Consider the following 13589-nt stretch of genomic DNA (forward strand, 5'->3'; position numbering starts at 1 on the left):
AAACTGGGTAAAGCTGAAAAGAAATCAACAGCATGTACGTATAGTCTTGCTAAAATAGTCGCTGTTTTTTAACCGGAGCTTTTTATGCAGTTAATATCTTTACCCAAGCAGATTTTACAGTGTGGACAGCTTCAATTAGATTTATCTCAGCCACATGTTATGGGCATTTTAAATGTTACCCCGGATTCTTTTAGTGATGGTGGTAAGCATAACCAATTAGACCAAGCGGTTGGCTACGCGCTTAATATGATTGAACAAGGCGCTACTATTATTGATATTGGGGGTGAGTCTACCCGACCTGGTGCTTCAGAAGTTGCAGTAGAAGAAGAAGTGCGCCGTGTGGTGCCAGTAGTTGAAGCTTTGTCGCACCATAATATTATTTTATCGATCGACACGAGCCAGCCAGAAGTTATTCGTGCAGCAAAAGCAGCAGGGGCGCATATTTGGAATGATGTTCGTGCCTTAACACGTCCGAATGCTTTAGAAACTGCTGTAGAGTTAGATATTCCTGTAGTGATTATGCATATGCGTGGTGAACCAACTACAATGAATCAGTTGGATCAGTACACTGATGTAACACTTGATGTGATGCAAGAGCTGCAACAACGCATTGATGAGGCTTTGGCTGCCGGGGTAAAAAAGCATAATATTATTGTTGACCCTGGATTTGGTTTTGCAAAAAATGCTCAGCAAAATTTAAAACTATTAAAAGAATTTTGGAAACTTAATGAATTGGGCTATCCAATTTTATCTGGTCTTTCTCGTAAACGGTTTATCGGGGAGGCTTTAAAAGGAGCTGCGGCTGATCAGCGTGCTGTAGGAAGCGTTACTGGGCATTTGTTAAGTATTCAGCAAGGAGCGTCGATTGTAAGAGCACATGATGTGAAAGCGATGCATGAGGCTGTTTTAGTTTGGCAGGCTATGCAACAAGCTTGAAATGTAATCTTGGAAAAGTAGACTAGATCATTGTCTATTTAAATAAAGTGGAAGAGTGAGTCGGGTAAAAATCTCGTGATTTTTGTGAAAATATGTTATAAGCGGCAAGTTTTTGCTGTTGTGTAATCTTTTGTATGTTCGAAGACCTACTTCTCCCGATGTTTGATGATGAATATTATCCAGATATTTTGGTCGCTGAACTTAAGCAGTTAATTGAACAATTTGCCAAGAAAGTTCAAAAACCTGCTTTAGCTGATCAAGATGTTTATCGATATGCTCATCAGACTGTAAATGAAATTAATGAAATGAAACCGCAGTTTGAAGATCTAGATTCATCGCTTGATGATAGTGCTGCTGATTATATTGCTGAGGCAATGATGATGGTGGTACAGGATGCAGGATTTTTAGATCTTGAAATGGAAGAGCTGGTTATGAATCGAGAGTGGTAATTACTCTCGATTCTCAAAATTTTTGATCGCATCTAATAAATGACATGATGTTCCGAGATGAACTTCAATTACTTTCTCAACTTCTAAAATTAAATTCCCATTCCGCTGTTTATTTACATCTGCTACTACGTTTATCCAATAGTTTTTTTCTTGTTGCTGTAACGCTTTTAAGTGGGTGATTACATCTTGAGATGTTTCAATTAAATAATCATCTTGGGTAATAGAACAGCGTATAAAATGCCACTGATTATTTTTGAACAAGACTGTGCCGTTAAAAATATCTCCAGCATTTGCAATGGATATAAAGAGTAATGTGTTTATAAATATTAGTATTCTTATCATAAGTGTCATTTTTAACAGGCATAAAAAAACCAGCTTACGCTGGATTCTTTGTAGCACCAAATTCAATAGTTGAAAATGGTGCCCGGGGCCGGACTCGAACCGGCACGCTTTGAGGGCGGGGGATTTTAAATCCCCTGTGTCTACCTATTTCACCACCCGGGCATGAGCGCAATAATAGAGGACAAGTGCACGATTGGCAAGAGAAAATCAGAGAGTTTGCTTTATTTTCAATCAGTTCTTGTTTGTATTTATATAAATTAATCAATTTTTGTCATGATTTGTTCATCAAACTGAGATCAGCTGTTCATCTTATGTACTTAAGTTTAAAGCACTCATTGCTTAAAACTTAGAGAATTTTATGTCAGAGAAAATTTCACGCCGAGAATTAATTCAAAAAAGTCTACTCGGTTTTGGGGCTTTATCTATGCCTGTTGCTTTTACCGGTTGCAACGACGGTTCCGATGATGAAAGTCCGCAAATACAAGCAGATTTTCTTCATGGTATCGCAAGTGGAGACCCCTTGCAGGATAAAGTCATCTTATGGACACGTGTAACACCTACAGACTTAGGAGTACGCTTAAAAGTTGTGTGGGAAATTTCAACCGATAATCAGTTTAAACAAAATTTAAAGACGGGAATGGTTGAAACAAGCAAGACTGATGACTTTACAGTGAAAGTTGATGCAACTGGTTTGCAAGCAGATACAGTGTACTACTACCGTTTTAAGTTTGGTAGTAAGGTCTCACCAGTGGGACAGACGAAAACATTACCAACATCGACCAATAAAGTAAGCTTTGCAGTATGTTCTTGCTCGAACTATCCTGCGGGTTACTTTTATGTTTATCGTGAAATGGCAAAACAAAACGTCGATGTCATTATTCATTTGGGTGATTATATTTATGAATATGGTTCAGATGGCTATGCGACAGAGGATGCTGCAAAACTAGGTCGTACGTTACCTGCTGACAATAATAAAGAAATTATTAAATTAGATGATTATCGCAAACGCTATGCACTTTATCGTCAGGATAAAGATTTACAGGCAGCTCATCAGCGCCATCCTTTCATTGTAATTTGGGATGATCATGAGTTGGCGAACGATGCGTGGCGTGATGGTGCAGAAAACCATCAAAGTAACGAAGGGCCTTTCTCAGATCGTAAATTAGCTGCTCTGCAAGCTTATTTTGAATGGATGCCGATTCGTCCAGTTTCTAGTACGGACCATTTAAATATTTATCGCCAGTTTAACTTTGGCTCACTTGTTCAATTAACCATGCTAGATACGCGTATTATCGCGCGTGATAAGCAGCTTGAATATAAAGACTACATAACAGCCTCGGGCTTGGATATTGCAAAATTTCAAGCAGATTTAACAAATCCGGCGCGTACTTTAATGGGATATACGCAAAGAGATTGGTTGGTCGATAAATTAAAGCAATCTACAGCAACATGGAATGTAGTAGGGCAACAAGTCTTAATGAGTAAAATGTGGATTCCAGCTGAGTTACTGGCATCTTTAGGGCAAATTACTTCAGGAGGAACTTCATCTGAAGCACTTGCTAAGATGAACGCACAAATTACCGAGTTGGTCACTTTAAAACTTCGTTTACAACAAAATGATCCGACATTAACAGTTCAAGAAAAAGCAAGGATTATGACGGTGGCACCTTACAATCTAGATGCTTGGGATGGTTACTATGCTGAGAGAGAGTTTGTGTATGACAAATTGGCAGAGTTTAATAAAAAGATGATTGTACTAGCAGGAGATACGCATAATGCATGGGCATCTTACTTGTATAGTCAAAAAGGAAAATATGTTGGAGTTGAACTAGCGACGAGCTCAGTATCGTCTCCTGGTTTAGAAAAATATTTAAGTATTCCTTTGGCACAGTTACAGCAGTTTGAATTTGCATTTACTACATTAATTGATGAATTGGCCTATTGTAATTTAAACCAACGAGGATACTTGCTGGTTACTTTGGATCAGGCACAAGTTCACTCGGAATGGATATTTTTAGATTCTATTAAAAATGCTGAGTATCAAATCGATTCAAGTAGACAAAATGATATTGTATTGGATCTGAATTTGATGCCGTTAAAACAAGGTCAAAAGACGGCTTAAAATTTTAGAAGAATAGAGGGTTACATGGTAGCCCTTTTTTTAGGCATAAAAAAACCAGCTTACGCTGGATTCTTTATGACACCATATTCAGTACTTGAATGATGGTGCCCGGGGCCGGACTCGAACCGGCACGCTTTGAGGGCGGGGGATTTTAAATCCCCTGTGTCTACCTATTTCACCACCCGGGCTTTACCAAATTTGGAGGCGGAGGTCGGAATCGAACCGGCGTCCACGGAGTTGCAGTCCGCTGCATGACCACTCTGCCACCCCGCCTACATTTGGTGATGCACATATTAGCAACCTTTACAGAAAAAACAATACTGTTTTGAGCGAAGATGCACATAAAAACAGCATCTAGAATAAAATTGTCGAAATTATCATGTATTATTAGCACATTAAATTCATGTCTACCTTGGAGATGTGCTGTGGCATTGGTTTTAGACGGTCGTGCATTAGCAAAGCAAATTGAAGAAAATTTGTTGGTACGTGTTGAAGCTTTAAAAGCAAAAACAGGTCGTACCCCGATTTTGGCGACTATTTTAGTTGGAGATGATGGTGCATCTGCAACTTATGTACGTATGAAAGGTAATGCCTGCCGCCGTGTAGGTATGGATTCATTAAAAATCGAATTACCACAAGAAACGACAACAGAACAATTATTAGCTGAAATCGAAAAGCTTAATGCCAATCCAGATGTTCACGGTATTCTTTTACAACATCCAGTTCCTGCACAAATTGATGAGCGTGCGTGTTTTGATGCGATCTCATTAGCAAAAGATGTTGATGGCGTAACTTGCCTTGGTTTTGGCCGTATGGCAATGGGTGAAGCTGCATATGGTTCAGCGACTCCTGCTGGCATTATGACGATTCTTAAAGAAAACAATATCGAAATTGCTGGCAAACACGCAGTTGTAGTTGGCCGTTCAGCAATTTTAGGTAAACCAATGGCAATGATGTTGTTGCAAGCAAACGCAACGGTAACGATTTGTCATTCACGTACACAAAACTTACCTGAGCTTGTGAAACAAGCTGACATTATTGTTGGTGCTGTAGGTAAAGCTGAACTTATTCAAAAAGATTGGATTAAACAAGGTGCAGTTGTTGTAGACGCTGGTTTCCATCCACGTGATGGCGGCGGTGTTGGCGATATTCAATTACAGGGTATTGAAGAAATTGCTTCTGCTTATACGCCAGTACCAGGTGGTGTTGGTCCAATGACAATCACAACTTTGATTCGTCAAACTGTAGAAGCTGCTGAAAAAGCTTTAGGTTAATTTAATTTATTCACGGCGGCGTCCTAGCATTTAATGCAAATGTTAGGACTTCGTATGCTACTTTTCTTTCGGGATGAGTAGCGAAGCTACACAAGACCAAACCGTTGCAGCAATTAATACAGTGGAATTGAACTAACATATTTTTAGTAACTAGTCACTATCATGCTTTAAGCTACTGTTTTAGTCTTGCTCGCGATGCAGATGATCAAATAGTAATTATAAATTGTTGAGCTTATTTATGAGCTGCACCTTTCAACTGTCCAAAGCCCCTGAACATTTACTTCAAGCCTTACATGAAGTCATTCCTCATTGTGAATTAATGGCACAACAGTTGCCAGAAACTCCAATTTCTTTATGGTTGATTCCACCTGTTTTTCCAACTGATCGATTGGATGACGAAGTTATTCGCCGTATCTGGAATGACACGCCGTATTGGATTTTCTGTTGGGCATCAGGCTTGGCGATGGCTCAGTGGATACTTGCAGAGCCGCACCATGTTAAAGATAAAGTGGTGTTAGATTTCGGAGCTGGTTCTGGTGTAGTGGCAATTGCTGCAAAAATGGCAGGAGCAAAACGCGTAATCTGCTGTGATATTGATCAGGTTAGCTTAAATGCTTGCCGTGAAAATGCTTTACTTAATGATGTAGAACTCGAATATTTAGATGATTTATATAAGGCTGAACAAGTCGATGTTTTACTTGCTGCCGATGTGTTATATGACCAATGTAATCGCTTTTTCTTAGACGAATTTTTAAAATTTGCACCAGAAGTTTGGGTAGCAGATAGCCGAGTTAAAAATTTTAGTCATCCAAAATATGAAAAAATTGAAGAAAGAAGTGCTACTACGTGGCCAGATCTGGATGAAGCAAGAGAATTTAGAAACGTAAGTTTTTATAAGACGCTGTAAAAGAACAGCGTCTTTTTTATGTTATGAACAAGTATAACGAACCACTTTTAATGTGCTTGGGCGAGCTTCAAGTGCTTGGCGAGTCGCATAGTCTTCACCATTATTTAAACTAGGTGTGTTTGATAAACCGAAAGAAGCACGAGTTTCACCGAGTTGAATTCCATACTGCTCATCTTTAGCTGGGTTTGGAATTTCGTTGATACTTAAAATTGATAATTTATAAACTTTCTGAGCACCTAACACATTCTGACAAGCACGTTGTAATTTACGCTCATCAAGTTGCTGGTTACTACGACCAGCTAAAGTATAAGCTAAAGTCGCTGAAGTTTTAGTTTGGTTTTCAATCTGATAGCCAGTTGAACCATTATATTGGCGAGGTGTAGTCTGGCAAGCAGTTAAAATAAACATACTACTTAATGCCAAACATAAAATACTTTTATTCATCAGTATCGTCCTTATTTTCTTATATGAAGTATCTCATAAAATAGAAGTGTTGTTGGTGCTTAATTCGCTTGCTTAGAGCCAATATTGAATGACGATATTGGCTCTAATTGTAAAATATTAATGCTCTTTAATTTTTGAATGGTGCTTGGTGTCTTTCATAAATATATAGATCAGTAATGAAATGAAAATCATAATACTGACATAAATAAAGAACCATGATTCATGACCAGCTTCTTTGAAACTTAACGCGAAAAACTCGGCTGTACCGCCAAATAAAGTATTGGCAATTGCATAAGGTAAAGCCACACCCAAAGCTCGAATATGTGCAGGGAAAAGTTCAGCTTTTACAACAGCGTTAATTGAGGTATAGCCGGTTACCATGACCAGTCCACCTAAACATAACCAGAATGCTGTCCAGTAGTTATGCGTGTTTGCAAGTGCATCAAATAAAATGTAGGTGAATAAAACACCTGTTACCCCGAATGCAATCATAAGCGGTTTACGGCCAATTCGATCTGATAATGCACCTGCCAGCGGCTGTAAACACATAAAGATGAATAGGGCTAAAGTGGTAATTTGAGTCGCTTCAGGCTTGGTAAAACCAGAAGTATTCACTAAATATTTCTGTAAATAGGTGGTGTAAGTATAGAAAGCTAAAGTACCACCAGCAGTTAAAAATAATACGGTGAATGCTTCTTTTGGGTAATGTTTAAATAACGCAAACATGCCTGATTTTGGCTGGTCTGTTTCTGCTTGTGCATTTTTAAAAGATTGGGTTTCCATTAAACCACGGCGAATACGGAACACTACAATGGCTAAAAGAGCCCCGATGAAAAATGGTACACGCCATCCCCAGTCGTGTAATTGCTGCTCTGTAAGTACCATTTGTAAAATGAGAAGTACACACAAGGCAGTGAGCTGTCCGGCAATTAAAGTGACATATTGAAAGCTTGAGAAGAAACCACGTCGGTCTTTTTCTGCCATCTCACTTAAATAAGTAGCGCTTGCACCATATTCACCGCCTACGCTTAAGCCTTGAATTAAACGTGCAACAACCAGTAGTAATGGGGCAAATACACCAATGCTTTCATAAGATGGTGTAACTGCAATGAGAAGAGAGCCAACACACATTAAAGTAACGGAAAGTGTAAGACCCGCCTTACGTCCTTTACGGTCTGAATAAATCCCCATAATCCATGCGCCGATGGGACGCATAAGGAAACCTACTGCGAAAATTGCAGCTGCTTGAAGAAGTTGAGCAGTTTGACTTCCTTTTGGGAAAAAGGCATGAGCAAAATAGAGCGTAAATGCGGCATATACATACCAGTCGTACCATTCGACAAGGTTACCAGCAGAACCGCCCAAAATTGATTTTAGACGAGTTTTTGTATCTAAATTAGAATGTGGAGTTGTTGCGGTAGAAGGTTGATCAACCATGAGTCGCTCCATGTTTCGCTTGGGTTGAATGCTAAAAAAAGAGAAGATTTATTCCGTTTTTACATATTATCTAGAGGAGTATTTCACTTTATTTTTTTTATGTCTGTAAAACAATGTTTATTATTTAAGCAAAGGAATAAGTTGAATATTTATGTGATTTCAAATTAGCCGATCAGTTCATTTTGATGATCTTATTCGGATCTTTGGCCTATTATTTTTTTCCAAGTAGTAAAAACTGATAAAGAATGAGTAATGTTTGGACGAAGAAAACCTATATCTCTTAAAAATAATGATATATTCCAAAGAAAATTTTAAATAAATACAGTTAGGCATGATGTCTTAGCATTGTGGACTAGATGTGTGTGGATAATGAAAGGGACATTCAGATGTCAAATTGCCCGAAAAAATATATTGTTGCTTTTGATCAGGGAACAACAAGCTCAAGAGCAATTGTTTTAGACCATGATGCGAACGTTGTCAGTATTGCTCAAAAAGAATTTACCCAAATATATCCTCAGCCGGGTTGGGTTGAGCATGACCCTATGGAAATTTGGGCAACACAAAGTGCGGTATGGGTAGAGGCATTGGCTCAAGCTGGCATTAAGAGCGAACAAGTTGCGGCAATTGGAATTACAAACCAGCGCGAAACCACAGTTGTTTGGGATAAAAAAACAGGTAAGCCGATTTACAATGCGATTGTTTGGCAGAGCCGACAGACGACTGAGATATGTAATCAATTGCACAAAGCAGGTTGGCAAGAATATATACGTAAAACAACGGGTTTAGTCATTGATCCTTATTTTTCGGCCACAAAAATTAAATGGATTTTAGACCATGTTGAGGGAAGCCGTGAGCGTGCTGAGCGAGGAGAGTTGTTGTTTGGTACGGTGGACACGTGGCTCATTTGGAAACTAACCAATGGCGCTGTTCACGTCACTGATTTTACCAATGCTTCACGAACCATGCTGTTTGATATCGAAAAGCTTGAGTGGGATGAAAAACTTTTGCAGGCCTTAGATATTCCTAGAGCAATGTTACCTGAAGTGCGTAGTTCATCTGAGGTTTATGGATATACGCATACTATTAGTGGGCAAGAAGTAGGTATTCCTATTGCGGGAATCGCGGGCGATCAACAGGCTGCACTTTTTGGTCAAATGTGTGTTGAATCAGGACAGGCTAAAAATACTTACGGTACTGGTTGTTTTCTTTTAATGAATACGGGTAAAAAGATTGTCCGTTCAGAGCATGGATTACTCACAACTATTGCATGTGGTGCGAGCGGTGAGGTGAACTATGCCTTAGAGGGTGCCGTATTTAACGGTGGTTCTTGTGTACAGTGGCTACGTGATGAGTTAAAGGTCATTAAGAACGCTAAAGACTCAGAGCTTTATGCAACACGTGTAAAAGACAGTAATGGTGTATATGTGGTTCCTGCTTTTACTGGATTAGGTGCACCGTATTGGGACCCGACAGCTCGAGGGGCAATTTTGGGGCTGACACGTGGAGCCAGTATTGAACATATTATTCGTGCAACTTTAGAGTCTATTGCTTACCAGACAAAAGATGTACTTGATGCTATGCAGCAAGATGCAGAAGAAGAGCTTCGTACGCTCCGTGTTGATGGTGGAGTAACGGAAAATAATTTCTTGATGCAATTTCAGTCCGATATTTTAGCGACACCAGTCGAACGCCCAATAATGAAAGAAACTACCGCTTTGGGTGCAGCTTTCCTTGCAGGGTTGGCAACGGGTTTCTGGCAAGATCTTCATGAGTTAAGGAATAAATCTGCCATAGAAAAGGTATTTGAGCCAAAAATGTCTGCTGAACAATCTGATCTGATTTATAAAGGCTGGTTAAAAGCAGTAAAACGCAGTCAAAGCTGGGCAGAGGATTGATTTATTCTTTAACGAGTTAAATTAAAAGTAGAGTAATTAATTAATGGCTAAATGCTTGCCAATTCAAATTTGATTATTCTACTTTTTAGATTGTTGTTTCATCAATTTGATGTTTTAATTTTTATAAGATCAACAATAAAAAGAATATGAGAAATGACAATACAATCTAATGATTATTCAAAAGTATATGATATTGCCGTAATTGGTGGCGGTATTAATGGCGTCGGTATTGCTAATGATGCAGTAGGCCGTGGATTATCGGTATTTTTATGTGAAAAGGATGATTTAGCCAGCCACACCTCATCTGCTAGCAGTAAATTAATTCATGGCGGTCTACGCTATTTAGAACATAAAGAATTTAGACTGGTCAGAGAAGCATTAGCAGAGCGAGAAGTGTTGTTGGCGAAAGCGCCACATATTATTGCACCAATGCGTTTTATTATGCCTCATCGGCCACATTTACGTCCTGCGTGGTTAATTCGAGCGGGCCTATTTTTTTATGATCATTTGGGAAAACGAGAAAAATTATTAGGTTCAAATCTTATTTATTTCAAAGAAGATAGCCCCTTAAAACCAGCTATAACGCGTGGCTTTGAATATTCTGACTGTACTGTAGATGACGCACGTCTTGTTGTGTTAAATGCGCTCCAAGCTAAAGAACAGGGTGCCAAAGTCGTGACACGAACACGATGTGTGAAGGCTTATCAAGAACAAGAACTGTGGCACTTGGAACTACAAAGTGGAGCTGATGTTTATCAGATACGTGCAAGAGCTTTAGTAAATGCAGCTGGTCCTTGGGTTGAAGAAATTATTAGAGAAAACTTAAATTTAAGATCGCCTTATCAAGTCCGATTGATCCAAGGAAGTCATATTGTTGTACCAAGGCTATATGACTGTCATAAAGCTTTTATTATGCAAAATGAAGACCGACGTATCGTGTTTGTAATACCATATTTAGAAAAATATACCCTAATTGGTACAACAGATCAGGAATACACAGGTGATCCACAAAAGGTAGAGATTACCGATGTAGAAATAGATTACCTTTTGACAGTCACAAATTCACATTTTAAAAAGCAGTTAACGCGAGCAGATATTGTAAGCCAGTACTCAGGTGTACGTGCTTTATGTGATGATGAGTCTGATAACCCTTCGGCAATTACCCGTGACTATACTTTGGCACTACAGGCAGAAAGTACTGACGCACCATTGTTATCAGTATTTGGTGGCAAGATTACGACCTATCGAAAACTGGCTGAGGCTGCTTTAGAACATCTGTCTCCGTTCTTTAGTGAAATGGCAGAGGAGTGGACTGCCAATAAGCCATTACCAGGTGCTGAGAACTGGACCACACTAGATGATTTAATCAACCAGATTCAATTACATGTAAGTGGAGTTTCAGAATCCCTTGCCAAGCGTTGGGCTCATGCATATGGCACAAGAGTTTGGAACATGCTCCATGAACGAAATGCTATGGAACAATTGGGGCAAAATTTTGGTCACGATTTATTTGAATGTGAAGTTAAGTATTTATGTGAATATGAGTGGGCAAATACTGCAGAAGATATACTCTGGCGAAGATCTAAACTAGGTTTAGCGTTTAATGAGAAACAGGTAAAAGTGTTAGAAGCTTATTTGTCTGAACGTCGACTAAAAGATGATGCCGCATAATAAAAAAGGCCGCATAAAGCGGCCTTTTTTATATTGAGCAATTAGAAGCCAGTTTTTACAGCTTCAAGTAATGCTGCTTGACGTTCTTTTAATGCTTTTGGTAAGCGCTCACCAAGTTTATTGAATAACTCAGTGTGGCTTTCAATTTCAGTAACCCACTGGTCTTTATCTTGAGTAGTGATAAGGTCAAATTGTTCTTTACTGAACTCAGTGCCTTTCCAGTTCAAGTCTTCATATGTTGGAACAAAACCGATTGGTGTTTCAACAGCGTTTGCACGACCTTCACAACGGTCAATGATCCACTCAAGAACACGCATGTTTTGGCCGAAACCAGGCCATACGAAGTTGCCTTCAGCATCACGACGGAACCAGTTTACGTTGAAGATTTTCGGTAATTTGTTGCCAGAAGCTTCAGCTTTCTCGCTTACTTTTGCACCAAGGCTTAACCAGTGGTCAAAGTAGTCAGCCATGTTGTAGCCAGCAAATGGAAGCATCGCGAATGGGTCACGACGAACAATACCTTGTTGACCAACAGCAGCAGCAGTAGTTTCAGAACCCATAGTTGCAGCTTTATATACACCGTCAACCCAGTCAAAAGCTTCAGAAACTAAAGGAACTGTATCTGCACGGCGACCACCGAAGATGAATGCAGAAATTGGAACACCTGCTGGGTTTTCCCAATCAGCATCGATAGATGGACATTGACCTGCTGCAACAGTGAAACGCGCATTTGGATGTGCTGCTTTTTCGCCGTTTACGTGAGGTTGACCTTTCCAGTTCGTTAAGTTTGTTGGAACTTCTTTAGAAAGACCTTCCCACCATACTTGGCCATCTTCGGTTACTGCTACGTTTGTGTAGATAACATCTTTATGAAGAGTTGCCATACAGTTCGGGTTAGTCTTGGTATTTGTACCAGGCGCTACACCGAAGAAACCAGCTTCAGGGTTAATTGCATATAAGCGACCGTCTTCACCTGGTTTGATCCAAGCAATATCGTCACCTACAGTTTCGATTTTCCAACCTTCATAACCTGCTGGTGGAATTAACATCGCAAAGTTTGTTTTACCACAAGCAGATGGGAAAGCAGCAGCGATGTAGTGTTTTTCACCTTGAGGGTTAGTTACACCAAGAATAAGCATGTGTTCAGCTAACCAACCTTGTTCGCGTCCCATGACAGAAGCGATACGAAGAGCTAAACATTTTTTACCAAGTAATGCGTTACCGCCGTACCCAGAACCGAAAGACCAGATTTCACGAGTCTCTGGGTAATGAACGATATATTTCTCTGGGTTACATGGCCATGCAACGTCTTTTTGACCTTCAGCAAGTGGTGCACCTACTGTGTGTACACAAGGAACGAATTCGCCGTCTGTACCTAATACGTCATAAACTGCTTTACCCATACGTGCCATTTTGCGCATGCTAACAGCAACATAAGGAGAGTCAGTTAACTCGATACCGATATGAGCAATATGGCTACCTAAAGGACCCATAGAGAAAGGAACAACGTACATCGTACGGCCTTCCATTGAACCTTCAAATAAACCATTTAATTTTTCACGCATAACAGCTGGATCTTCCCAGTTGTTTGTCGCACCAGCATCTTCTTTATTTTGAGAGCAGATGTAAGTACGATCTTCAACACGCGCAACGTCAGATGGGTCAGAATTTGCAAGATAAGAACCAGGATGTTTTTCTTGGTTTAATTTCTGCATGGTGCCGTTAGCGATCATCAAGTCGATTAGACGTTGATACTCTTCTTCGCTTCCGTCACACCATTCGATTTTTGCTGGTTTGGTTAAGTTTGCAATTTCTTCAACCCATGCTATAAGCTTAGGATGACGAACGAATTCTGGTGCGTTCACTGTGGTCATGGTGAGGCCTATTCAAAATATGTACAACGTACAAGTCTATTCATTGGGGTACAATGAAAGATCAAATAAAAAAGTGGCTGTATTAAAGCATAAAATCATAAAAAAAATAAGACTAAAGACTAACAATTAGATATTTGGAATTCCGATCATTTTTTGATGAAAATCATTTATTTATAGTTTTTCATAAGGTTTTTACTTTTATATTTTTATGTTGTATGTGTGTTATTTACTTAAATTA

11 protein-coding genes and 3 tRNA genes are annotated in these 13589 nt (G+C 39.4%); 7 read left to right on the forward strand and 7 right to left on the reverse strand.

The genetic code is table 11. The annotated features are described in order from the left end of the window. The first annotated feature begins 84 nt into the window (after window positions 1-84). Window positions 85-936 carry a dihydropteroate synthase gene (gene folP, locus ACH63V_RS10245; RefSeq protein ID WP_263614447.1) on the forward strand — a complete coding sequence of 284 codons (852 nt, stop codon included), beginning with the start codon at window positions 85-87 and terminating at the stop codon, window positions 934-936. 134 nt (window positions 937-1070) lie between these two features. Beyond that, entirely contained in the window at window positions 1071-1385 is a 315-nt protein-coding gene (locus tag ACH63V_RS10250) for a DUF5713 family protein (protein WP_004699637.1), read from the forward strand. Here the strand turns inward: ACH63V_RS10250 and ACH63V_RS10255 are convergent, their stop codons facing one another. Together ACH63V_RS10255 and ACH63V_RS10260 are read right to left on the reverse strand one after the other, a co-directional pair. Then, complete coding sequence (locus ACH63V_RS10255; protein ID WP_396463436.1) at window positions 1386-1727, reverse strand: hypothetical protein; 342 nt, start codon at window positions 1725-1727, stop codon at window positions 1386-1388. Between the two features lie 76 nt (window positions 1728-1803). After that, window positions 1804-1889: transfer RNA gene (locus tag ACH63V_RS10260), tRNA-Leu, on the reverse strand. A 196-nt stretch (window positions 1890-2085) separates the two neighbouring features. Here ACH63V_RS10260 and ACH63V_RS10265 point away from each other — a divergent pair. Next, entirely contained in the window at window positions 2086-3849 is a 1764-nt protein-coding gene (locus tag ACH63V_RS10265; RefSeq protein WP_396463437.1) for an alkaline phosphatase D family protein, read from the forward strand. A gap of 102 nt (window positions 3850-3951) precedes the next feature. On the opposite strand, the gene ACH63V_RS10270 is transcribed toward ACH63V_RS10265, so the two are convergent. Further along, window positions 3952-4037 (reverse strand) — tRNA-Leu (locus ACH63V_RS10270). Between the two features lie 11 nt (window positions 4038-4048). After that, window positions 4049-4122, reverse strand: a tRNA-Cys gene (locus ACH63V_RS10275). A gap of 152 nt (window positions 4123-4274) precedes the next feature. Between ACH63V_RS10275 and folD the strand changes: the two genes are divergently transcribed. Both folD and ACH63V_RS10285 read left to right on the forward strand, forming a co-directional pair. Beyond that, window positions 4275-5123 carry a bifunctional methylenetetrahydrofolate dehydrogenase/methenyltetrahydrofolate cyclohydrolase FolD gene (gene folD, locus ACH63V_RS10280; RefSeq protein ID WP_001229846.1) on the forward strand — a complete coding sequence of 283 codons (849 nt, stop codon included), beginning with the start codon at window positions 4275-4277 and terminating at the stop codon, window positions 5121-5123. Between the two features lie 238 nt (window positions 5124-5361). Then, window positions 5362-6030, forward strand: coding sequence for a methyltransferase (locus ACH63V_RS10285; RefSeq protein ID WP_212283121.1), 669 nt, complete (start codon window positions 5362-5364; stop codon window positions 6028-6030). Window positions 6031-6051: 21 nt separating this feature from the next. On the opposite strand, the gene ACH63V_RS10290 is transcribed toward ACH63V_RS10285, so the two are convergent. Together ACH63V_RS10290 and ACH63V_RS10295 are read right to left on the reverse strand one after the other, a co-directional pair. Next, the gene (locus ACH63V_RS10290; protein ID WP_343569027.1) at window positions 6052-6474 is read right to left on the reverse strand and encodes a hypothetical protein; all 423 of its coding nucleotides are present in this window, start codon (window positions 6472-6474) and stop codon (window positions 6052-6054) included. 117 nt (window positions 6475-6591) lie between these two features. Continuing rightward, on the reverse strand, window positions 6592-7923 hold the full coding sequence (locus ACH63V_RS10295) for an MFS transporter (protein ID WP_263614444.1): 1332 nt from the start codon (window positions 7921-7923) through the stop codon (window positions 6592-6594). A 374-nt stretch (window positions 7924-8297) separates the two neighbouring features. Between ACH63V_RS10295 and glpK the strand changes: the two genes are divergently transcribed. Next, window positions 8298-9806 carry a glycerol kinase GlpK gene (gene glpK, locus ACH63V_RS10300; RefSeq protein WP_396463438.1) on the forward strand — a complete coding sequence of 503 codons (1509 nt, stop codon included), beginning with the start codon at window positions 8298-8300 and terminating at the stop codon, window positions 9804-9806. A 153-nt stretch (window positions 9807-9959) separates the two neighbouring features. Then, on the forward strand, window positions 9960-11477 hold the full coding sequence (gene glpD, locus ACH63V_RS10305; RefSeq protein WP_396463439.1) for a glycerol-3-phosphate dehydrogenase: 1518 nt from the start codon (window positions 9960-9962) through the stop codon (window positions 11475-11477). A 41-nt stretch (window positions 11478-11518) separates the two neighbouring features. On the opposite strand, the gene ACH63V_RS10310 is transcribed toward glpD, so the two are convergent. After that, complete coding sequence (locus ACH63V_RS10310; RefSeq protein ID WP_233929914.1) at window positions 11519-13351, reverse strand: phosphoenolpyruvate carboxykinase (GTP); 1833 nt, start codon at window positions 13349-13351, stop codon at window positions 11519-11521. Between the last annotated feature and the right edge of the window lie 238 nt (window positions 13352-13589).

Origin of the sequence: Acinetobacter sp. ABJ-A23_2 (assembly GCF_044538765.1) — a bacterium.
GTDB classification, from domain to species: Bacteria; Pseudomonadota; Gammaproteobacteria; order Pseudomonadales; family Moraxellaceae; genus Acinetobacter; species Acinetobacter nosocomialis_A.